17 protein-coding genes are annotated in these 21,925 nt (G+C 60.9%); 12 read left to right on the top strand and 5 right to left on the bottom strand.

The features are described from left to right. The first annotated feature begins 5 nt into the window (after window positions 1-5). Window positions 6-815 carry a phosphonate ABC transporter, permease protein PhnE gene (gene phnE / locus AC1DON_RS08355; RefSeq protein WP_476934326.1) on the top strand — a complete coding sequence of 270 codons (810 nt, stop codon included), beginning with the start codon at window positions 6-8 and terminating at the stop codon, window positions 813-815. A gap of 111 nt (window positions 816-926) precedes the next feature. Here the strand turns inward: phnE and AC1DON_RS08360 are convergent, their stop codons facing one another. Beyond that, window positions 927-1,736: an undecaprenyl-diphosphate phosphatase gene (locus AC1DON_RS08360; protein ID WP_476934327.1), complete on the bottom strand. Its 810-nt coding sequence runs from the start codon at window positions 1,734-1,736 to the stop codon at window positions 927-929. Between the two features lie 50 nt (window positions 1,737-1,786). Continuing rightward, window positions 1,787-3,025 (bottom strand): citrate/2-methylcitrate synthase, encoded by a 1,239-nt coding sequence (locus AC1DON_RS08365; protein WP_476934328.1) that lies wholly within the window; start codon window positions 3,023-3,025, stop codon window positions 1,787-1,789. A 188-nt stretch (window positions 3,026-3,213) separates the two neighbouring features. Here AC1DON_RS08365 and AC1DON_RS08370 point away from each other — a divergent pair, with 188 nt between their 5' ends. The 7 genes from AC1DON_RS08370 to AC1DON_RS08400 all read left to right on the top strand — a co-directional run bounded on the left by AC1DON_RS08370 (window position 3,214) and on the right by AC1DON_RS08400 (window position 12,620). Continuing rightward, window positions 3,214-4,173, top strand: coding sequence for a cation diffusion facilitator family transporter (locus AC1DON_RS08370; protein WP_476934329.1), 960 nt, complete (start codon window positions 3,214-3,216; stop codon window positions 4,171-4,173). Between the two features lie 17 nt (window positions 4,174-4,190). Further along, window positions 4,191-4,892, top strand: coding sequence for an FtsZ-binding protein FzlA (gene fzlA, locus AC1DON_RS08375; protein ID WP_476934330.1), 702 nt, complete (start codon window positions 4,191-4,193; stop codon window positions 4,890-4,892). A 107-nt stretch (window positions 4,893-4,999) separates the two neighbouring features. Further along, complete coding sequence (gene queG, locus AC1DON_RS08380; protein ID WP_476934331.1) at window positions 5,000-6,154, top strand: tRNA epoxyqueuosine(34) reductase QueG; 1,155 nt, start codon at window positions 5,000-5,002, stop codon at window positions 6,152-6,154. 117 nt (window positions 6,155-6,271) lie between these two features. Continuing rightward, window positions 6,272-7,246 carry a glycosyltransferase family 2 protein gene (locus tag AC1DON_RS08385; RefSeq protein ID WP_476934332.1) on the top strand — a complete coding sequence of 325 codons (975 nt, stop codon included), beginning with the start codon at window positions 6,272-6,274 and terminating at the stop codon, window positions 7,244-7,246. Between the two features lie 37 nt (window positions 7,247-7,283). After that, window positions 7,284-8,897, top strand: coding sequence for a glucose-6-phosphate isomerase (gene pgi, locus AC1DON_RS08390; protein ID WP_476934333.1), 1,614 nt, complete (start codon window positions 7,284-7,286; stop codon window positions 8,895-8,897). 70 nt (window positions 8,898-8,967) lie between these two features. Beyond that, window positions 8,968-10,392: a serine hydrolase domain-containing protein gene (locus tag AC1DON_RS08395; RefSeq protein ID WP_476934334.1), complete on the top strand. Its 1,425-nt coding sequence runs from the start codon at window positions 8,968-8,970 to the stop codon at window positions 10,390-10,392. Between the two features lie 56 nt (window positions 10,393-10,448). Continuing rightward, on the top strand, window positions 10,449-12,620 hold the full coding sequence (locus AC1DON_RS08400; RefSeq protein ID WP_476934335.1) for an FdhF/YdeP family oxidoreductase: 2,172 nt from the start codon (window positions 10,449-10,451) through the stop codon (window positions 12,618-12,620). Here AC1DON_RS08400 and AC1DON_RS08405 read toward each other — a convergent pair whose 3' ends face one another. The 3 genes from AC1DON_RS08405 to AC1DON_RS08415 all read right to left on the bottom strand — a co-directional run bounded on the left by AC1DON_RS08405 (window position 12,621) and on the right by AC1DON_RS08415 (window position 14,806). Then, window positions 12,621-13,076, bottom strand: coding sequence for an FKBP-type peptidyl-prolyl cis-trans isomerase (locus AC1DON_RS08405; RefSeq protein ID WP_476934336.1), 456 nt, complete (start codon window positions 13,074-13,076; stop codon window positions 12,621-12,623). A 70-nt stretch (window positions 13,077-13,146) separates the two neighbouring features. Beyond that, entirely contained in the window at window positions 13,147-13,599 is a 453-nt protein-coding gene (locus AC1DON_RS08410; RefSeq protein WP_476934337.1) for an FKBP-type peptidyl-prolyl cis-trans isomerase, read from the bottom strand. Window positions 13,600-13,603: 4 nt separating this feature from the next. Next, a complete protein-coding gene (locus AC1DON_RS08415) occupies window positions 13,604-14,806 on the bottom strand; it encodes a threonine ammonia-lyase (protein WP_476934338.1) in 1,203 nt (400 codons plus the stop codon). Between the two features lie 220 nt (window positions 14,807-15,026). Between AC1DON_RS08415 and AC1DON_RS08420 the strand changes: the two genes are divergently transcribed. The 4 genes from AC1DON_RS08420 (at window position 15,027) to AC1DON_RS08435 (ending at window position 21,815) form a co-directional block, all read left to right on the top strand. Then, window positions 15,027-17,069, top strand: a complete 2,043-nt coding sequence (locus tag AC1DON_RS08420; RefSeq protein ID WP_476934339.1) for an NAD(+) synthase — start codon at window positions 15,027-15,029, stop codon at window positions 17,067-17,069. Window positions 17,070-17,551: 482 nt separating this feature from the next. Beyond that, window positions 17,552-17,983: a hypothetical protein gene (locus tag AC1DON_RS08425; protein WP_476934340.1), complete on the top strand. Its 432-nt coding sequence runs from the start codon at window positions 17,552-17,554 to the stop codon at window positions 17,981-17,983. A 27-nt stretch (window positions 17,984-18,010) separates the two neighbouring features. Further along, window positions 18,011-20,014 (top strand): TonB-dependent receptor plug domain-containing protein, encoded by a 2,004-nt coding sequence (locus AC1DON_RS08430; RefSeq protein WP_476934341.1) that lies wholly within the window; start codon window positions 18,011-18,013, stop codon window positions 20,012-20,014. Window positions 20,015-20,087: 73 nt separating this feature from the next. Then, entirely contained in the window at window positions 20,088-21,815 is a 1,728-nt protein-coding gene (locus AC1DON_RS08435) for a methyl-accepting chemotaxis protein (protein ID WP_476934342.1), read from the top strand. The last annotated feature ends 110 nt before the right edge of the window (window positions 21,816-21,925 follow it).

Genomic DNA, 21,925 nt, shown 5'->3' on the forward strand with positions numbered 1-21,925 from the left:
TTATCATGGCTTCGGTTTCAGACGATCGCGGGATTCTTGCGCCGCCGACAGCGCCGCTGATGACGCGTCTGGCGAACCTTCTGGTTCTGCTGGTCGTCGGGTCGTTGTTCATCATCAGTTTCCAGGGCGCCGGTATCCCGGGCCTGCATAAGCTGGTGACCAACTCAGCCAATACCGGCAACTATCTCAAGGACTTTCTGCGTCCGGACTTTGGTGATTGGAAGCTCTACGTCACCCGGATGTGGCAGACGATCGAGATCGCGATCTGGGCGACGGGTTTATCGATCCTTGTGGCGGTGCCTTTGAGCTTTTTGTGTTCGCGCAACATTGTTCCTGGCTGGATTATGCAGCCGATGCGCGGTCTGACAGCCTTGATGCGTGCCTTTCCCGACATCGTTCTGGGTACGGCCTTTATCGTCGCGGTTGGACCCGATCCACTGGCCGGCGTGCTGGCTTTGACGATCAGCAATGCAGGGACTCTCGCCAAGCTGTTTTCGGAAGCCGTGGAGAATATCGAGACGGCGCCGGTTGAAGGCGTTCGGGCAACGGGTGGTTCCAAGCTGCATGAAATTATCTGGGGTGTCGTGCCTCAGGTGGCGGCTTTGTGGACCTCGTTCGCACTGTATCGGTTTGAGTCGAATGCGCGTTCGGCCACGGTGCTGGGCCTTATCGGCGCCGGCGGCATTGGTCAGTTGCTGTTCGATAACCTGAATGGCTTTGCCTACAGCCAGGTGTCGGCCATTGCGCTGATCATCGTTGTGGCTGTGACGCTGATCGATATTCTGTCGCAGCAGATACGCAAGCGACTGGTGTAGGCTTGAGGCCTAAGAACGCTTTAAAAGTAAAAAGCCTGGCCTCTATAAGGCCAGGCTTTTTATTTGGTATCAGTAAGGCTTATGGGGCCGCAGGCCCCAAGTCCCATTAGCTTAGCCGTGGCCGGCGAAACCGAACCACCACACCAGGCCGCCGACGCCGACCACCACGCGCCACAGGGCGAAGAAGCCATAGCCGCGTTGCTGCACGAAGCTGATAAACGGCTTGATGACCAGCAGGGCGGAGATAAAGGCAACGATAAAGCCGATGGCGACAATGATATAACGGTCAGACGTCATCAGCTTGTAGCTGTCGGCGAATTCGACGGCAAAAGCGCCGATCATGGTCGGGATGGCCAGGAAGAAGGAGAATTCTGCGCCGGCCTTCTTGTCGACCTTGCACACCATGGCGCCAATCAGGGTCGATCCCGACCGCGACATGCCCGGGATGATGGCCAGGCACTGAAACAGGCCGATGGCCAGCGATGTCTTCCAGCTTAGCTTCTGGGCATCGTCGTGCACAGGCTGGGGCGCGTACTTATCGACCGCCCACAAGGCCACACCGCCAACGATCAGGGCGCCGCAGATCAGCGGGATATTATCGAAGAAACCCGCCAGCAGGCCCGACTTCTTCATGATGACGCCGATGATGACAGCCGGGAAGAAGGCGACCAGGACGCTGATGGCGAATTGGCGGGATTCAGCCGAGGTTGGCAGGGTAATGACCGCCTTCCATAGGCGGGCGAAGTAGAGCACCACGACAGCCAGGATGGCGCCCAGCTGAATCATGACGGTGAAATTGCCGCCCGGGTCCTGGAATTTCATCGCCTCTTCCGCCAGCAGCAGGTGCGCGGTGGAAGACACGGGAAGGAATTCTGTGAGCCCTTCGATGATGCCCAGCAGTACGGCCAGTAAATAGTCCATGTTTTGCCCTCGAGGTGATTAAGCCGTCTTAGAGCAAAACGTGGACCAAGTTAATTAGCAACCGCAATATTTTCGTCGAACTCGGGATCAGCCAGGGCGGGGGCTACGCCGATATAGCGCAGGCGAGCCTTGGGCGCTGAGCCGGTGTGGACCTGCTCGATGGCGTGGGCCAGCCAGCCGGCGCTGCGGCCAATGCCATAAAGGGTTACAGGGGCTTCGCGCGGTAGATCGAGGTGGCGGCCGATCAGGGCCAGGGCCAATGACATGCCGACCGGCTGACCCGTCAGGTCTTCACCGACCTTCAGGATGGTCTTCAGGTCTTCGCCGATGTGCGGTGCGGCATTGATCAGGTTGCGCGCCCGCAGATATTCCGACGGTGCGTGGTCTTTTTCAAAGCCCGGCAGTTCCAGGCCCTGGTTGAGCAGGGTGCGGGCGACAAGCTGTGGGTTGCCTGAGCGGCGGACCTGGGTGACGTACAGTTCGGCGCGTGAAATGCGGGCGCCGAGACGCGGACCCATGACGGTGGCAAACCCGGCCATCAGCGGCACGGCTAGCGGACCCATAGACGCCGCGGCGCTGCGCACGGCGAGGGTCGACTCGTCGAGGCCGACATCGGCGCAAAGGACCAGGGCGCGACGCAGCAGGTCGATGTCGCGGTTCTCATAAACCTTCCAGGCACGCGCCAGGCGCTGATGGAAGAACAGGCGCGGCCCGCCATTGGTGACCGAATCGACCATTTCATTGATCAGGCTGGCGGCTTCGAGGTTCAGGTCGCGATCCGGATTGATGTCCGGCTGGGCGTCCTCTTCAATACGGCGGCTGAGCACGGAAAAGACACGCAGGCGCGGCCCGCCGGGAAAGTTGACGTCCGGGCGCGGCTTCAGCGGCCCAAACGGGTTCTGGCTGGCGCTCTGCCACAGCAGGGCGGCGACGGCTTCGAAATTTTCACTGTCGGCCAGGGCCACGCAGTCGCGGCCGCGATAATAGTGACGGCCGTTGAGGGTCAGCGAGATTTCGCTGTCGATGGCCGCTTCGCCGCGTGTGATGGTGCCGCCGCTTAAGGCAGGAACCGCCGGCAGCATGGGCTGGCCCGTGCGCTGGCCCGGCATCCGGCCGGGGGCACGGCGCGACAGCCGCTCGACGTCGTCCAGCGCATAAAGGCTCTTGCGCGGATGGCTGGGGTCACTTTTGGCCGCGATGCGCTGACGGCTCACATAGGCGTAGAGCGTCTGCGGCTTCACTTCCAGGCGCTGCAGCGCCTCTGTGCGGCTGATCCAGATACGAGACATGGGCACACCTTCGATGTTCACCACGACAAGACTCCGCGAATGAGGCGGTTTATTGTCAAGATTGATTCTGCGCTGCACCCTATGCCGATTTGGCCGGCGTTGACACGCGCTATTTACCTTTTATTAACAGTTTAAGACGCTTGCCATTTTGCGGTGCAGAACGGCCCTGTTTGCGATGGAGAAAAGCCATGTTACACAAGGACATGAGCGCATCGCGGAGCACACAATCGGGCACGATTTCGCCGGTACTACTGGCGTCGATCCTGTCTGTGGCCGTGGCAAGCATACTGACGATTACCAAGACACTCGTGCTCTACCTGTCGGGATCGCCTTCAGTCCTGGCCTCGCTGACGGATTCAGCCCTGGACCTGCTGGCTTCGGTGGCCACCCTGTTCGCCGTTCGGTATGCTCGTACGCCACCCGACAAGGAGCATCCGTTCGGCCACGGCAAGGCCGAAGCCTTCAGCGCTCTGTTTCAGGCGGCTTTGGTCTTTGCGTCGGCGGCGATCATCCTGCAGGAATGTTTTCGCGACCTTGCCAACCCGCATCCGGCGCGCGCCTCGGGTCTGTCCCTGGCTGTACTTGTGCTGTCCATAGCCCTGACGGCTGTACTGGTCTGGTTTCAGAACCGGGCTCTCCGCGCAGAAAATTCGGTCGCTGTACACGGCGACCGCATGCACTACCTGACCGATTTTGCGACCAATATCGTTGCCATTATCGGTGTCGGCCTGGCGGCCCTGGGAATGCACCTGTTCGACGCCATCGCCGGTGTCCTGATGGCGGCCTGGTTCGTCTGGGGGGCCGTTGGCGTCCTGCGTGAGGCGTCAGGACACCTTATGGACAAGGCGCTCGACGACAAGGATGTTGCGGCGATCCGCAGATTGACGCTTGAAGATGCGCGGGTGCTCGGTGTCCACGACCTGCGCACGCGCCAGGCCGGGCCTTACGTACTGATTCAGATGCACGTCGAGCTCGATCCGCTATTGACCTTGGATGCTGCCCACAGGATCATCATCGCGGCGGAAAACAGGCTCATTGAGGTCTACCCGAATGCCGATATAATCATCCATCCTGATCCGAGGGGGCTTGCCGAACCGCATACAGGCGTGTTTCAGGATAGTCCGCCTTCGGAACAGGCGCAGGGATAACGCCAAAGGGACCTTGGATGACCGCCTATTCGCGCCAGCTCTACCATTTCGCCTTCGATCCCCATTCCCGCGCCGTCCGTCTGGCGCTCGGCGAAAAGAAGCTGGCATTTGAGGAAACCAATGTCCGCTACTGGGAGCCGGATGATAACATCTTGCGCCTGAACCCATCGGGCCTGCTGCCGATCCTGGTGGAAACGCCTGAGCCCGGCTCGATCGGCCAGACGCACAAGGTGTGCGAAGACCGCGCCATCCTGGAGCATCTCGACGAGTGCTACAAGGAGCCGGTGCTGTGGCCTTCCAATGTCAATGAACGCGCCGAAGCGCGCCGGCTGGTCGGTTGGTTCGACCGCAAGTTCGATTATGAGGTCAATGCGCTATTGCTCCACGAAAAGATGGAGAAGCGGCTGATGGGGCGCGGGGCGCCGGACATCGCTTCGATGCGCGCCGGCCGCGAAGCCTTGAAGGACCATCTGCGCTATTTCGAAAGCCTGCTTCAGGTACGCAACTGGTTGGCGGGGCATTCCCTGTCCAATGCCGATTTCGCCGCAGCCGGTCAGCTGAGCGTGCTCGACTATCTCGATGAGATCAACTGGTCGCGTTACCCGGCGCTCAAGACGTGGTACATGGTCATCAAGTCGCGGCCCTGCTTCCGGCCGCTGCTGAACGACAAGATGCCGGGTGTGCCGGCGTCGGCGCATTACCGGGAGCTGGATTTTTAGAGCATGCGTCGAAAAAGTGGAAACCGGTTTTTCGTATTAAGCATGCGACCACTAAAAAACCTAGACCGTGCAGCGTTTCCTTTAAAACGCAGCACGGTCTAGGCCCCATGGGCGCGCCTTTTCAACCCCGTACTGACTTAGGCGAGGCGATCCGTCAGGAGGCCTTGGCGCTTGGTTTTTCGGCTGCGCGCTTCGCTGCCTTGCCCGAAGTGTGGGACGCGGCCGACCGCTTGACTGCCTTTATCGACGCGGGTTTCCACGGCGAGATGCAGTGGATGGAAGAGACGCATGAGCGTAGGCGCCACCCACGCAATATGTGGGACGACGCCAAGGGCGCTTTGGTCCTGGCCTATAATTACGGTCCGGATAGCGATCCGCGCGAGGGGCTGGCGCATCCCGAGACCGCCAATCTCAGCGTCTATGCGCGCGGCGACGACTATCACGAACTGATCAAGAAGAAGCTGAAAAGCCTGGCAACCTGGATCGTGGCGCAGACGGGTTGTGAGCTGAAGGTCTTTGTCGATACGGCGCCGTTGATGGAAAAACCACTGGCGCAACTGACGGGTCTTGGCTGGCAGGGGAAGCATACCAACCTGGTGTCGCGCGAACTGGGCTCGTGGTTCTTTCTGGGAGTCATTCTGTTTGACAGGGTATTGGGCGACGATGGACCTGAGCGCGATCACTGCGGATCGTGTTCGGCGTGTCTCAATGCCTGTCCGACCGATGCCTTTGTCGGGCCGTACCAGCTGGATGCGCGCAAATGCCTGTCCTACCTGACGATTGAACTGCGTGGCCCGTGGCCTGAGCCGTTTCGGCACCAGATGGGCAATCGGATCTATGGCTGCGATGACTGTCTGGCGGCCTGCCCGTGGAACAAGTTTGCTGTTGCTGCGCAGGATATGAAATTACAGGCGCGCGAAGGTTTTACCGGGTTGAAGCTGACCGAGTTGACCCGGCTGACCGATGTGGAATTCCGGGCACTGTTCAGCAAATCGGCGATCAAGCGGATCGGGCGGGAATCCTTTCTGCGCAATGTGAATTATGCGCTGGGTAATGCCGGTAAGACTTCGCAGGATCCGGAAATTGAGGCGGCACTACTGCAGGGTTTGGCCGATGAAAGTGCTGCGGTGCGGGGGGCTGCGGTGTGGGGGTTGAAGCAAGCGTTGGGGGAGGAAAGGTTTCTCGACTTGAAAGCTATTCGTCTGCTTGAAGAAACAGATGAAGCCGTTCGAGCGGAATGGAAAGGCGAATATGCACGTTGACACAAGCCCCTCACCCCAGCCCTCTCCCCTCAAGAGGGGAGAGGGGGCTAAAGATTGGGCGAGTGCGCTTTTAAGTCCCCTCTCCCTGTTTACGGGGAGAGGGTTAGGGTGAGGGGCATGCCGTCAGAGACACAGACATCAACCTTTAGCCTGATCATCCTGAGCTATAACAGCGGCGCCTATATCGAACGCTGTCTCGACGCCGCGACCGCATTGGGTGCCGACGAAATCATCCTGGCCGATAATGGCTCATCCGACATGGACCTAGCCGGGCTGCGGGCGAAGTACCCAGCCATAAAAATCATCGATAACGGCGGCAATCTCGGTTTCGCTGAAGGCAATAACCGCGCCGCAACTCAGGCAACCGGCGAGTGGATGGGCTTTATCAATCCCGATGCCTTTGCCGACGCCAACTGGCTCGATGCCATGCGCACAGCCATCGCGGCGCATCCCGAAACAGCCATGTTCACGGCCTTGCAGATCGAGGACAATAACGCCTCAAAGCTGGACGGCCTCGGCGACAGTCTGACCTTTTTCGGTTTCCCCTATCGGTCAAGTTTTGGTCAACGACTGCCGGAAAATGTGCGAGCCCGCGAAACCTTTTCACCGTGCGGTGCGGCCTTTGTCATCCGCGCCGATCTTTACAGAGAACTGGGCGGCTTCGATGCGCGCTTCTTCTGTTACTGCGAAGACGCCGATCTCGGTTTCCGCGCGCGCCTGCTGGGCCACACCTGCCGCCTGGTGCCCGAAGCCCGCATCCGCCATATCGGGTCGGCCGCCACGGGCGTGCGTTCCGACTTCGCCCTCTATCACGGCTATCGCAACCGCATCTGGCTCTACGCCAAGAACATGCCGCTTCCGCTCCTACTCCTGACCTTGCCGATTCACGTCGTGGTCACATGCGTCGGCGCCGTCAAGGATACACTGAAAGGCAAGGGCGGACAGGTCTGGCGTGCCATCCGTGACGCCTTCGTCGGCATGGGACCAATTCTTCGCGACCGCAAAAAAATTCAGGCGTCACGACGAATCGGCGCTTTACGGCTGGCGAAAGTTTTGACATGGAACCCTTTGACGATTGCCCGTCGTGGCTAAGTGATCGGGCGCCCCTTAAAATTTTCAGGATGTCCGCATGACCAACACTGCCCTCGACGCCCTCAAAACCCAGGCCTTTGTCGATAACAACGCCCGCATCGTCGATCAGTTCCGTACCGATCCGGAGCGCCTGGCGCGCATGAGCCTCGACATCTGCGGCCTCTATATCGACGTCTCCAAGCAAAGCTGGTCGAAATCCGGCTTTGACCGCGCGATCGAGCTGTTCGAAAAGTCGGGCGTGACCGAAGCCCGCGAGCGGATGTGGACCGGCAAGGCGATCAACGTTTCCGAAGACCGCGCGGTGCTGCACGTTGCCCTGCGCGACAACGACGCCGAGAACAAGCGCCTGCGCGGCGATGAGATCGCTCACGACGTCAAGTCGGCGCGCGACGCCATGCGCGACTATGCCGGCGCCATCCGTTCGGGCATCATCACCGGCGCGACCGGCAAGCCCTTCAAGACCATCATCCATATCGGCATCGGCGGCTCCGACCTCGGGCCGCGTCTGGTTTTCCAGGGCCTGACGGCGCTGAACCCGCAGATCGATATCCGCTTTGTTGCCAATGTCGATGGCTCGGAACTGGCCTTGGCCTTGGCCGGCCTCGACCCGGCTGAGACGCTGGTTATCGCTGTGTCCAAGACCTTCACGACGCAGGAAACGCTGGCCAACTTCCTCGCCGCCCGCGACTGGCTGGTCAAGGGGCTCGGCGAAGAGGGCGCGAAAAAGCACCTGGCCGCCGTCTCGGCCGCGCCCGACAAGACCGGCGCCTTCGGCATCGCGCCTGACCGCGTCTTTGGCTTCAAGGACTGGGTCGGCGGCCGATATTCGCTGTGGTCGGCCGTGTCGCTGTCGGTCATCATCGCGCTGGGCTACGACATCTATGAGCGCCTGCTGGTCGGTGCCCGCCAGATGGACCAGCACTTCCTGACCGCGCCGTTCAACAAGAACGCCCCCATCTTGCTGGCGGCCGCGCAAGTTTATAACCGCATCGGCCTCGACCGCCCCAGCCGCGCCGTCATCCCTTACGTCCATCGCCTGCGCCGCCTGGCCGCCTTCCTGCAACAGCTGGAGATGGAATCGAACGGCAAGCGCACCTCGCCGCACGGCGACCTGCTGGGTCTGAAGACCAGCCCTGTCGTCTTCGGCGATGAAGGCACCAACGCCCAACACGCCTTCTTCCAGATGCTGCACCAGTCCGAAGACGTCGTGCCGCTGGAATTCATCGCCGTTCAGTCGAACGCCGAAGCCTCCGACGACATGCAGAAGAAGCTGTTGTCGAACGTGATCGCCCAGGGCGAGGCCTTCATGGTCGGCAAGTCGATTGAAACCTCGGAAGCCGAGTGCCGGTCCTTAGGCTTCGACGACGCCAAGACTGCCCAGATCGCACCGCAGAAGGTCTGCCCGGGCAACAAGCCCTCGACCCTGGTCCTGCTCGATGCACTGACACCGGAAACGCTTGGTGCTTTGCTGGCGCTCTATGAGCACAAGACCTTTGCTGAGGGCATCGTCATGGGCCTGAACAGCTTCGACCAATGGGGCGTGGAATTGGGCAAGACCCTGGCCAGCGCGGTTCTTAAGGATTTCGCTGCGGCTGAGCCCGCGGAGCACGATCCGTCAACGGCTGCCCTGATTGCACGCGTCAAGGCCTAGGTTTCGTAAAGTTCATTTGTAAGTTTTCCACGCCTCTGGCTACTAATTGGTCGAGAGGGAGAAACCTGCAATGACCATGACCCGCCGCACCGCTGCTGGAGGCCTGATCCTGGCCTCCAACCTCTTGGGCTTATCTGTGCGCGCTGCCGAGCCGCCATCGCCGGATTTGATTGGCACGTGGTCGGGACGGCTGAATGTCGGGGCGGTGTCGTTGCGCCTGCGCCTGGTCGTCAGCGATGCCAACACAGCGAAGGTTATCAGTCTCGATCAGGGCAATGCCGAGATTCCAGCCAGCAAGGTCGCACTGAGCGGCACATCGATCGTGCTGGAGTTCAAGGCCATCGGTGGCAAGTTCGAAGGCAAGCTGAAAGGGCGCGACATAATCGAAGGCGTATTCACGCAAGGCAGCCCCATACCGATCACCATGAAGCGCGGCGAGGCGATAGACGATGCGCCGCCCGCCGAGCCCCTGACCCAGGCGATTCTCAACGACGCCCGCCGCAATGTGCGCGCTCCCGGCATGATCGCTGGCTGGGAGAAGCGCGGCGGCACCCAGATTATTCTGTGTGATGGCGACCGGTCGGCCGAAGCCAATATCCCGGTCACGGTGGGGGACCAATGGCACTGGGGCTCGATCACCAAGTCGATGACGGCGACCATCGCGGCGCGTATGGTCGAAGCCGGAAAGATCAAATGGACCAGCACGGTCGGCGAAGTTCTGGGTCTTAAAGGCAAGATCCGCGACGAATATAAGGCAGTCACCCTGCTGCATCTGATGAGTCATCGCGCCGGCCTTCAACCCAATCTCGATATGGCGGCCATGCTGCTCTATACGCGCGACGCGCTGCCCGATGCGCGTGCCGAGCGTCTGCGTTATGCGCTGGCGGCGCTTGACCAGAAGCCGGCCGCCGGATTGGCGGAACAGATGATCTACAGCAATAACGGCTTCATCGTCGCCGGCGCCATGCTGGAAGCCGTGACTGGCAAGCCATGGGAGGCGCTGATCAAGGCCGAACTGTTCGGGCCTCTGGGGCTCAAAAGTGCCGGCTTCGGTGCACCTGGCACCATGGGCAAGGTCGATCAGCCGTTTGGCCATATGGTGCAGGGCGAGCGCCGTGTGCCGGCCAAGGTCGGACCGGGCGCCCTGAACGACAATCCGACAGCGCTGGGGCCCGCGGGACGCGTGCATATGTCGGTCGGCGACATGCTGACCTATCTGGCGGCGCATCGCGACCAGCCGGAAAGCTTCCTCAAGCCAGATAGCTGGGCGAAACTGCACACGCCGCCGTTCGGTGGCGATTATGCGCTGGGCTGGATCGTCAAGGGCGACGGCACGCTGTGGCACAACGGCTCCAACACCGTGTGGTATGGCGAAGTCTTGTTTAATCCTAAGACGGGTATAGCGGCGGCAGCCTGTGCGAACGACGCGGCGCCGCCGACGCAATTGGCTGTCGCCAAGGTGATCAGCGGAGCCGTCACGGCCGGATTGAGCTAGCCGGCATTGACCGGGCGCGCTATCCGCCGTTTAATATCGGAAAACAGGCGAGTGACGTGCCCGGACAATCCCATAAACCCACGGTCGGCGGCGGCGCCAAGAAGGTGCTATATGCGCTGCAAACCGCGACGCGCATCGGGCTCGACAACACCGCCAAGGCGCTGACGGCCAAGAATACCTGCAAGGCCTGCGGTCTCGGCATGGGCGGCCAAAAGGGCGGGATGACCAACGAGTCCGGCGACTTCCCGTCGGTGTGCAACAAGTCGATCCAGGCGCAATCGACCGATATCCAGCCGGGCATTCCGCTCGAGGTCCTGACCCATCCACTGGCTGACCTTCAGGAATTGGACGGCCACGAACTGGAGCACCTCGGGCGGCTGGCCTTCCCGATCTACAAGCCCAAGGGTGCCGACCGCTTCGAAGCCATCGACTGGAACGCGGCGCTCGATCTGGCTGCAGCGCGGTTCAAGGCGACATCGCCCGACCGCAGCTTCTTCTACTCATCGGGCCGGTCATCGAATGAAGCGGGCTTCGTGCTGCAACTGCTGGCGCGGGCCTATGGCACCAACAATGTCAACAACTGCTCCTATTATTGCCACCAGGCGACAGGCGTAGGGTTGGGCACCACCATCGGCACCGGCACGTCGACGGTCGAGCTGGAAGACCTTGATCGCTGCGACTTCGTGCTGGTTGTCGGCGCCAACCCATCGTCCAACCACCCGCGCTTTATCCACAAGCTGAAGGGCGTGCGCGATCGCGGCGGCGAGGTCGTCATCCTCAACCCGGCCAAGGAGCCGGGGCTGGTCCGCTTCGCCATTCCGAAAAGCCCAAGGTCGATGCTGAAGGGTGGCGACTATATCGCCTCGGATTACCTGCAACCGCGCATTGGCTCGGATCTGCCGCTGCTGAAAGGTTTGGCGAAAGCTGTGCTGGAAGCGGGCGCGCAGGACGACGGGTTTATCGCCGGCCATACGCTGGAGTTTGAAGCTTTCCGCGATGATATCGCCGCGACGCCGTGGTCGGAAATCGAGGCGCGGACAGGACTGGCGCAAGCCGATATCGTCCGCGTGGCGGCACTCTACGCCAAGGCCAAGGAGGCTGTCATCGCCTGGGGCATGGGCGTTACCCATCACCTGAACGGCAGCGACAATGTCGAATATATCGCCAACCTGGCCCTGCTTCGCGGTCAGATCGGCCGGCCGGGGGCGGGGCTGCTGCCTCTGCGCGGCCATTCCAATGTTCAGGGCATCGGTACGATCGGCGTCAAACCGGTACTGGCCGCTGAGGTCCTGAAACGCATGGAAGAGGCGTTCGACATCGAGCTTCCGAAGGGCGGCGGCATGGACACTATGTCGTGCATGCAGGCGGCGCACGAGGGCCATATCGACGCGGCGATGCTGATGGGCGGCAATCTCTATGAGGCCAGTCCCGACAGCCGTTTCGCCGGTGAGGCGTTTGCGCGTATCGGCTTCAAGCTGTACCTGACCACCACGCTCAATCGCGGTCATGTCAACGGTCTGGGTAACGGCGAAGTGCTGATCCTGCCGGTGACAGCGCGTGACGAGGAATGGCAGCCGACGACGCAGGAATCGATGTTCAACTTCGTCCGCCTGTCCGACGGCGGCATAAGGCGCTTAGGGACTGTGCGGCCGGAAAGCGATATCCTGTGCGATCTGGCGACGCGTATGCTCGATACGCCGATCGACTTTCAGGCCTTCAAGCAGCACCGCACTATTCGTGAAGCCATTGCCCGCATCGTACCGGGCATGGAGGATCTGGCCGATATCGATGTGGCGCGGCAGGAGTTTCATGTCCGTGGCCGGCTGCTGCACACACCCGACTTTCATACGCCGTCGGGCAAGGCGCACTTTGTCGTCCGGCCGCTGCCGCAGCGCCAAGAGGCTGAACTGCTGCTCAGCACGATCCGGTCGGAAGGCCAGTTCAACACCATCATCTATGAGCGTACCGACAGCTATCGCGGCAAGATCGGCCGCTGGAGCGTCATGATGAATGCCGATGACATGCTGGCGCGCGGGATCAGCGACGGCGATATGGCGACCGTCGAATCCGATCATGGCGTGATGGAAGATGTGAAGGTGCATGCCTTTGACGTGGCGCGCGGTGGTGTCCTGGCCTACTTTCCGGAAGCCAATGTGCTGACCGGCACGCACGTCGATCCACGCAGCAAGACACCGGCGTTCAAGGCGACACCGGTGCGGATACGCTGACTACTTGCCTTTGACACCCAGCAGCTGGATACGGAAGATCAGAGTGCTGTTAGGCGGAATTTCGCCCATATCGGCTTCGCCATAGGCCTGACTGGGGGGCGTATAGAGCATGACTTCATCACCCGCTTTCAGCAATGGGATGACTTCCTGCCACGCCGGTACGAGGCGGCCAAGCGGAAACTCGGCGGGCTGATTGCGGGCATAGGACGAATCGAAGACGTGTCCGTTCAGCAGCTTGCCCTCGTAATTGATCGTGACCGTGTCGCTGACCAGGGGTTGTGGGCCGGGGGCCGCGGCGCGCGACACGACCTTGTACATCACGCCCGACGGCAGGACGATCATGCCGGGTTCCTTGGCGCGATCGGCCAGGAACTTTTCGCCTTCGACCAGGTTGGCGGCGGCCATGGAGGTCTGGGCGGCTTCGCGTGCAGCCATTTCCTGTTCGATCTTGTCCATGGATTCACCACAACCGGTAAGCGCCATCGCCATCGCGGCGGTGGGGAGGAGGAAGAGTTTGCGCGCCATATTACTGCTGACCGATGCTGAAGAGACGGACGCGGAAGATCAGGGTCGAGTTGGGCGGGATGTCCGGGCTCATGTCGCGTTCGCCATAGGCTTCAGACGCCGGTGTATAGAGGATGATCTCGTCGCCGACATGCATCTGCGGGATCGCCTGCTGCCACGCGGGAACCAGACGGCCGAGCGGGAAGGTGGCCGGTTCGTTGCGGGCGTAGGATGAATCGAAGACGCTGCCGTTGATCAGCTTGCCTTCGTAATGAAGGGTCACAACGTCCTGGACGGTCGGTTGCGCGCCCGGGTTCTTGGAGCGCGAGATGACGCGGTACATGACGCCCGACGGTAGCTTGACGACGCCCGGCTGCTTTTCGACCTTGGCCAGGAAGTCCTGGCCGGTCTTCAGGTTCTCTTCGGCGGTTTGGGCGATTGCCGCGGGCGCGACGAGTGCCAGAGACAAATTCAATACTTTAATCCATGCGGATCGCATAACCTGTGCTCCTGAGGGCTTCTGCAATTTCAAAGGCGTGGGCGGGGCCTTGGGTTTCGACCATGATATCGAACTCGGCGCCCTTGGCAGGCACGTCGAGAACCAGGCGGTTGTGCGCGACATCGACGATATTGCCCCCTTTGCTGGCGATGGCCGCGGCCATCAGCGACAGCATGCCGGGGCGATCGTCGCCCAGGATTCGATAGGTGACAAGCCGTTTTTCACGTACCAACTCACGTTGTAACACGCTGGCCAGAAGGCGCAGGTCGATATTGCCGCCGCACAGGATCAGGCCGGCCTTGCGGCCCTGGAAACGTTCTGGGAAGCGCATGACGGCAGCGAGGCCAGCGGCGCCGGCGCCTTCGGTCACGGTCTTTTCGATATTGATGAAGGCGGCGACGGCGCGTTCGAAATCGGCTTCGTCGATGACCAGGACGTCGTCGACCAAAGGATTGGCAATGGCGAAGGGGATGTCACCCACGCCCTTGACGGCGATGCCTTCGGCAATGGTCGAGCCGCCGGTGGGCAGGTCAAGGCCATTACGGCGGGCGTGGAAGGACGGGAACATGGCGGCTTCGACGCCGATGATCTGGATCGACGGCTTGATGGTCTTGGCGGCAAGGGCGATGCCGGCGATCAGCCCGCCACCGCCGATCGGTACGACCAGGGTGTCAAGCTCGGGCGCCTGTTCCAGCATCTCGATGGCGATGGTGCCCTGCCCGGTGAGGACGGCGTTGTCGTCGAAGGCGTGAACGTAGACGCCGCCGGCCTTTTGGCACAGGTCGATGGCGTGAGCCGAGGCCTCGTCATAGGTCTCGCCTTCGATGACAACTTGTGCACCAAAGCCTTGCGTCTTCTGCATTTTGACGAAGGGCGTGCCCTTGGGCATGACGATGGTGGCGGGGATGCCGAGACGCCGGGCGTGATAGGCCAGGCCTTGGGCGTGATTGCCGGCCGACGCCGTATAGACGCCGCGTGCGCGTTCGGCGTCGCTTAACTGCAGCAGCTTGTTGAGGGCGCCGCGTTCCTTGAAGGTCGAGGTGTATTGCTGGTTCTCGCCCTTTAGCCACAGCGCAATGCCCGTTGCATCGGTAAGCCTCTGCGAGAAGGTGCAGGGAGTACGGACGACGTGGCCATCAATGCGGCTTGCAGCCGCCTGGATATCGGCAAAGGTAACGCTCATGGCGGCCTCCTTAACAGAGGTGAGGGGTCAGACAAAGAACAACTTATGAGGTGCAGGAGGCCGGGCCTCCTGGATATAATTTCCGTTGAAACTTATTTTCAGAATTTGTCTCTGAATTTTTCCATCTGACGAATTTTATCGCATATTTTCTGATTTCTTACGCGAATGATGGGCAGTTTTGCTCTAGAAATGCCGGATGATTTTTTATTGAGGCCGCCCCATGCCAAATTCCGTCAAAAATTTCGCATCTCCCGCATCGCACGGCTTTGTGCGTGTCGCCTGCGTGACGCCGAAAGTGCATATTGCCGATCCAACGGCGAACCTGGCCGAACATCTCGACCTGGCGCGGCGTAGTGAAGCTGCCGGTGCCGACCTGGTCGTGTTTCCGGAACTGAGCCTCACGGGATATACGCTCGACGACCTGTTCATGCAGGAACTGGTGATCGACGCGGCGAAAAAGGCACTGGATGAGCTGATCCGGGAATCGACGCATATCCGCACCGTCATGGTCGTCGGCGCGCCGCTGCGTATTCTCGAAGCCGTCTATAACTGCGCTATCGTCATCCATCGCGGCCGGGCACTGGGTGTGGTGCCGAAATCCTTCCTGCCGAACTACCGTGAATTCTATGAGAAGCGCTGGTTTGCGACGGCGTTCGACCTCAAGACCGGCTTCGTGACGCTGAACCAGCAGGCAACGGCGGTAGGCGTCGATCTGGTTTTTCAGGCGACGGGGTTCGAGGCTTTCCGGTTTGGCGTCGAAATCTGCGAAGATATGTGGGCGCCGGTGACACCATCGACGCGGCTGGCGCTATCGGGCGCGCATCTGATCGTCAACCTGTCGGCCTCGCCGGTGACGGTCGGCAAGTCCCGAACGCGCAAACGTATATGCGCGGCGATCTCGGAACGGCTGATGTGCGCCTACGCCTTTACGGCGGCGGGGCCGGGGGAATCGACGACGGACCTGGCCTGGGACGGCCAGTCACTGATCTATGAGATGGGCGACCTGCTGGCCGAAGGCGAGCGCTTTCACTCCGGCACGTTGACCCTGGCGGATGTCGATGTGGAACGCATTGCCTCGGAACGCCTGCGCACCGGCACCTTCAACGATGCGCGAAAGGGCGAGGACGTCGTGCCGCGTCCGCTGTTGTTTGCCTGTGAGCCGCACGGTCTGACCGATTTCCATCGCGACGTGCCGCGCTTCCCGTTCGTCCCGGTCGAAGCCGGCCGACTGGATGAAGACTGCTATGAGGCCTTTAATATCCAGGTCCACGGCCTGATGCAGCGGCTGGAAAGCACGGGCACGAAGAATCTGGTCATCGGTATCTCTGGCGGACTGGATTCGACCCATGCCGTGATCGTCGCCTGCAAGGCCTTCGATCGCCTTGGCATTCCGCGCGCCAATATCCACGGCTACACCATGCCCGGCTTTGGCACGACGACGGGTTCGAAGAACGATGCGCTTCGGCTGATGAAGGCGCTGGGGATAAGTGCAGAGACAATCGACATCCGCCCGGCGGCCAAACGCATGCTGATGGACATCAATCACCCCTTTTCGCGCGGTGAGAAGGTCTACGACGTCAATTTCGAGAATGTGCAGGCCGGTCTGCGTACCGACTTCCTGTTCCGGCTGGCGGGCGAGAAGCGCGGGTTTGTCGTCGGCACGGGCGATCTGTCCGAACTGGCGCTCGGCTGGTGTACCTATGGCGTCGGCGATCATATGAGCCATTACAATGTCAATTGCGGCGCGCCCAAGACGCTGATCCAGCATCTGATCCGCTGGGCGGCGGTCAAGGAGTTCGACGTGAAGACCGGCCGTATCCTGCAGTCTGTGCTTGAACGCGAGATTTCACCCGAACTGATCCCTGTCGAAGACGGCAAGTTGCAGAAGACCGAGGACAAGGTCGGGCCATACGAGCTTCAGGATTTTTCGCTCTACTATATCACCCGCTATGGTCTGCGGCCGTCCAAGGTCGCTTTTCTGGCGTGGCGGGCGTGGCGTGATGCCGCAGCCGGCGAATGGCCGGCTGATTTCCCCGAGGCCAAGCGCCGGGCCTATGACCTGGCCGAGATCAAGAAATGGCTTGAGATCTTTGTGTGGCGCTTTTTTGCCACATCCCAGTTCAAACGGTCTGCGGTGCCCAATGGCCCCAAGCTGATTTCCGGCGGTGCGCTGTCACCGCGCGGCGACTGGCGGATGCCGTCGGACGCCTCCGCAAAGCTGTGGCTGGAAGAGCTGCGTATAGGTGTACCGGACGGAGAGTAAAACATTCCATTATTACAATCATTTTTGCGCGAATATTTCCACAAACTCGCCTTTAACGACTTGTTAATTTGATAATGTCATGATTTCACAGTGAAAAGGGGCGGCGGCATACCGCGCAATCAGCGTCATTATGGTACAGTATAGGACGGTATTGCGGGGAGTATGACTCCGGTAGTTCTGCGGGTAATTCCTGGAACTACCGGTAATCCAACGATATTTTTACCCCTGCGGCCATCGTGACCCAAGGGTGGGAAAAACGGGGTCTGCAAGATGAAATCGCCTCTATGCAATCGTTTCTATAATTTATGTCTGATTAACCCTTTCGTTTTACTCATGGCCTCAGTTCAGTTAGTGAGGCTTACATCATGACAAAACGTCATCCGCGTTCCGAGGCTTATATAGCCGTTGCCGGAGCGCTTTTTTTATCCCTCTTATCTTTAGCGGCCGTACCCGCCCTTGCGGACGGCGCGCGTGAAATTCAGGTGGCAGGGCGCACCCTGACCTTCCTGGATGGCGGTCCCACCGGCAAGGTGGTCTTTGCAATCGTTTATGACTCTTCCAAGCCCGCATCTGTCGCCGAAAAGGACCAGATCATGGCCGCGCTCGGGTCCGGCATGGCCGCCGGTGGCGCTACCGTCGTCGGTAAACCTGTCGAAGCCGGCGCAGCCGCTTCCGCCGGTGATGTCGGCGCCTTCTATATGACCCAGGGCGTCAACTACGCCGCGGTCGGCGCCGTCGCCAAGAGCAAGAAGGCCCTGAGCATCAGCTCCGACATGGCCTGCGTCAAATCCGGCGCCTGCGTCATGGGTGTGGCTGCCACGCCCAAGGTCGAAATCGTCGTCAACTCGGCTACTGCCGCCGCCGTCGGCGCCAGGTTCAAGGCCGCCTTCAAAATGATGATCAAGGAAATTTAAGCGCCCGGCGCTTCGGAGTATATTCACATGCGTAAATTCTATACCCTCCTGTCGGCGGCCCTTGCCGCCCTGCCGTTCGTTGCCGGCGCCGCCGGCGCCCAGTCGATCGACTACGGTTCACTGGAAAGCCTGTTCGGCGAAGCCGTCACCACCTCGGCCACTGGATCACCCCAGCGTTCGACCGAAGTCCCGGTTGATATGACGATCATCTCGGCCGATGACATCAAACGCTCCGGCGCCCACGACCTGCAAACCCTGATCGGCCGCGTCCCGGGCATCGACGTCCTCAACTGGTCGACCTACGGTGCCGATGTCGGTGTGCGCGGCTATAACCAGCCAATGTCGCCGCGCCTTCTGGTGCTGATCAACGGCCGCCAAGTCTATCTCGACCACTATGGCTACACCGCCTGGTCGACCATCCCGGTACAGCTGTCGGAAATCCGCCAGATCGAAGTGGTCAAGGGCCCGAACGCCGCCCTGTTTGGCTTCAATGCCGTGTCGGGCGTGGTCAACATCATCACCTATAACCCGAAGTACGACTCTGTCAGCAGTGGTTCGGTCTCCGTCGCTTCGCGCAATGGCAAGGAAGCCTCGATCGTCTCCACGATCCGTCTGTCACCTAAGATTGCCGCCCGCGTCTCGGGCGGTATATCCAAGGCCGACGAATGGGCAGACACGGTCGGCCTGCTCGCTGTGCAGTATCGTGCCGAACCATCGCGCGCCAATATCAATGTCGATGCTGTAGCCTCATTGACGGAAAAGACCGAGCTGCGGTTTGAGTCTTCGCTGTCTAACGTCCAGGTCAATGACGCCGTGTCGAACTACGATCCGGCGGCCAGCAAGTACGTCACGGGTTCGGTCAAGGCCGACCTGACCTCCGACACGAAGCTTGGTCTGGTGACGGCAACCGCCTATCGCAACACCATGCGCAGCACCAGCGATATCGCCGGTACGGTCAGCCTGCGCAATACGATCTCGGTCATGAGCATCCAGGATCTGATCAAGGTCGGTCCGCACACCTTCCGCTTTGGCCTCGAGTCGCGCAACAACGAGATGGAAACGGCGCCGATCACCGGTGGCGAAGTCAGCTATAAAGTCCTGGCGCCGTCGGCCATGTGGAACTGGGCGGTTTCGGACACGTTCAGCACGGCCGTCGCCGTGCGTTCGGACAATCTGTCGCTGAAGCGCACGGGCACCTTCTCCCCCGGCTTCCCGCTGGCTGATAACGCCAACTGGGATCGTGACATAAGTGAGCTCAGCTTCAATGCTGGCGCTGTCTGGCGCCTGAGCGACAAGGACACGGTCCGCCTGATGACGGCGCGTGGTGTCCAGGCGCCGACCCTGATCGAACTGGGCGGCTTCCAGCTGGCCGTGCCGCAGCCCGGCTTCACCCTTGTTGTCATGGGCAATCCGTTCATCGAACCCAGCATCGTCAAGAACACCGAAGTCTCCTACGACCGCAACTTTGGCAAGGTGAAGGCCGGCATCAAGCTGTTCAGTCAGACGACCGACGGCGTCAAGGGCCAGCCTGGCGCCGCCGCTCTGTTCCAGATGCCGACGATGACGACCTATCCGGCCATCAGCTGGACCAATGTCGCCGATTCGAAGATGACCGGCTTTGAACTGTCGGCTTCGGGTACGTTCGGCGCCGGCTTCCACTGGAACGGCGACTACACGGCGACCGACGTCAAGGACACGGCCCTGGCCGGTCAGGACCTCACCGTCCTGCGCGCCAACTTCGCCGACATGACGCCGAAGAGCCGCGGCAACCTGAATGTCGGATGGACTGGCGGCAAGTGGAGCATCGATGCCTTTGTCCACCATACGGACGACTTCAAGTCCTTCGCCCCGCTGACCTACGTCCTGACGACGGTCCCGGCACACACCACTCTGGCCGCCAATGTCAATTACGACCTCGGTCACGCCATGACACTGTCGTTGAGCGGCAAGAATCTCGGCAATGCCAAGGTTCAGACCGCTGGCCTCAAGGTGCCGTCGACCGTTTACCTCTCGGTTAGTAAGCATTGGTAACCTTATTTCGCCGCCGGAGTTACACAGCCCCGGCGGCGGCTCATTCTGCTACAATTCCGATCGCGAGCACGTCATGACCTCCCCGTCACACAGCCAAAAGCCGAACTGGGCCCGTCCGTCGGACTGGCCGTTCATCTGGAAGTTCCTCGTCCCGTCTCTGGTGGCGATGGCCCTGATCGCCGTCCTGGCGACCGCCGCGACCATGGCCCTGCATTCGCAGACCAAACGCATGGACGCCGTCGTCAACGGCGCCATGGAAAACGCCTTGTTCCTGGGTGAGGTCCGTGCCGAACTGCGGGGCGATGCCCGCGATCTCTATAACGCCCTGGCCGCCCGCGCCGGCGGCGACACGACGACGGGCAGCGCGGCCTATACGGCCCAGATCGCTGAACGCCTCAAGGTACTGCAGGACAAGGTCAAGGCGCGCGCCGCCAAGGCGACCGACGCCGAGGACAAGAAGGCTTATGACGAACTGGGCAAGGAGATCGAAGGTCAGAAGGGGGCCATCGAGTTCGTGTCCTCCATGCTGGAAATCGACCTGAATGCCGCCATTTCCTTCCTGGGGCCTTACGCGGCTTCGGAACAGAATACCGATGCCATCGTGCAGAAGGTGCTGAAGCGCACCGACGAACGCGCCAAGGCCATGGCCGCCGAAAGCGTCAAGGGTGCGCAGAACGACACCATGCTGATCATCATTATTGCCGCCATTGCGGCCCTGGGCACCGGTGCTCTGGGTATCTTTATCGGCCGCTCGACCTCCAAGTCGATCAATGTCATTGCCGATGCCACGCACCGCCTGGCCGCTGCCGACATGAGCGTCGATCCGGGTAAGCTTCATCGCGGCGATGAACTGGGCCTGGTCGTCGAAGCGCTTCAGGTCTTCAAGGACGTCACCGGCCAGAGCCGCACATTGAGTGCAGAGCAGGAAGAGGCGGGACGTGCCCGTCTGGAGCGCGCCGCTGAAATGGAGCGTCTGATCAGCAGCTTCAACACCGACTTCGCGGGCCTTATCCGTGGAGTAGAAAAGGCGTCGAGCCATCTCGAGCAGTCCGCTGCCATCCTGACCTCGGCTTCGTCGGAAAACGCCAGCCGGGCCCATTCGGCGGTCAATTCGATCTTCTCGGTGCGCGATTCGATGAGCACGGTCGCGGCCGCGTCGGAAGAACTGGGCGCCACGATTTCGGAAGTCGACCGTCAGGCTTCGGCTTCGGCCGATGTCGCTCGCGATGCCACCAACAGCGCTCAGCAGACCCAGGCCGCCGTCAGCGAACTGACCCACGCCGTGGCGCGTATAAACGAGATCGTCGACCTGATCTCGTCAGTCGCCAAGCAGACCAACCTGCTGGCGCTGAACGCCACCATCGAAGCCGCTCGCGCCGGTGACGCCGGTCGTGGTTTCGCGGTCGTCGCCCATGAGGTCAAGAGCCTGGCCGACCAGACGTCGAAAGCCACCGAGGAAATTCGCAACCGCATCGGCGATGTTCGCCGCGCTGCCGACCGCACAAGCAGTGAAATCGGCAGCATTGCGGGTGTCATCAGCCAGATGCAGGGCATTTCCGAAAATACGTCGGAGTCGGTGCGTCAGCAGGTCCAGGCGACGCGTGAGATCACGCAAAGCCTGTCTACCGCCTTGCAGGGCGCCGGTGAAGCTTCGGCAACCATCGAGCAACTGAACCATTCGGCGGAAGAAGCCGGTATCGTATCGGGTGACGTGACTGAGGCGTCGCACACCCTGGCGCGCCAGGCCGACCAGATGAAGGACGTCGTCGAGACCTTCCTGAAGCGCGCCGCCACGATGTAAGACGCGAATATCGACTAAAGGTCAGTCCCTCCCTCGCACCGCTTTCCCTTCTCCCCACCTGAGGGGAGAAGGTGGTCGAGCTTGCTCGACCGGATGAGGGGTTAACCGCA

The organism is Asticcacaulis sp. P4_H10, from assembly GCF_056400965.1.

Bases quoted from the DNA above. Each gene is read 5' to 3' on its own strand.
- AC1DON_RS08405 (WP_476934336.1), bottom strand. From the start codon at position 13,076: ATGGACAAGATCGAACAGGAAATGGCTGCACGCGAAGCCGCCCAGACC.
- queG (WP_476934331.1), top strand. From the start codon at position 5,000: ATGGGCGCGCCTTTTCAACCCCGTACTGACTTAGGCGAGGCGATCCGT.
- AC1DON_RS08415 (WP_476934338.1), bottom strand. From the start codon at position 14,806: ATGAGCGTTACCTTTGCCGATATCCAGGCGGCTGCAAGCCGCATTGAT.
- AC1DON_RS08420 (WP_476934339.1), top strand. From the start codon at position 15,027: ATGCCAAATTCCGTCAAAAATTTCGCATCTCCCGCATCGCACGGCTTT.
- AC1DON_RS08365 (WP_476934328.1), bottom strand. From the start codon at position 3,025: ATGTCTCGTATCTGGATCAGCCGCACAGAGGCGCTGCAGCGCCTGGAA.
- AC1DON_RS08385 (WP_476934332.1), top strand. From the start codon at position 6,272: ATGCCGTCAGAGACACAGACATCAACCTTTAGCCTGATCATCCTGAGC.
- AC1DON_RS08360 (WP_476934327.1), bottom strand. From the start codon at position 1,736: ATGGACTATTTACTGGCCGTACTGCTGGGCATCATCGAAGGGCTCACA.
- fzlA (WP_476934330.1), top strand. From the start codon at position 4,191: ATGACCGCCTATTCGCGCCAGCTCTACCATTTCGCCTTCGATCCCCAT.
- AC1DON_RS08430 (WP_476934341.1), top strand. From the start codon at position 18,011: ATGCGTAAATTCTATACCCTCCTGTCGGCGGCCCTTGCCGCCCTGCCG.
- pgi (WP_476934333.1), top strand. From the start codon at position 7,284: ATGACCAACACTGCCCTCGACGCCCTCAAAACCCAGGCCTTTGTCGAT.
- phnE (WP_476934326.1), top strand. From the start codon at position 6: ATGGCTTCGGTTTCAGACGATCGCGGGATTCTTGCGCCGCCGACAGCG.
- AC1DON_RS08370 (WP_476934329.1), top strand. From the start codon at position 3,214: ATGTTACACAAGGACATGAGCGCATCGCGGAGCACACAATCGGGCACG.
- AC1DON_RS08395 (WP_476934334.1), top strand. From the start codon at position 8,968: ATGACCATGACCCGCCGCACCGCTGCTGGAGGCCTGATCCTGGCCTCC.
- AC1DON_RS08435 (WP_476934342.1), top strand. From the start codon at position 20,088: ATGACCTCCCCGTCACACAGCCAAAAGCCGAACTGGGCCCGTCCGTCG.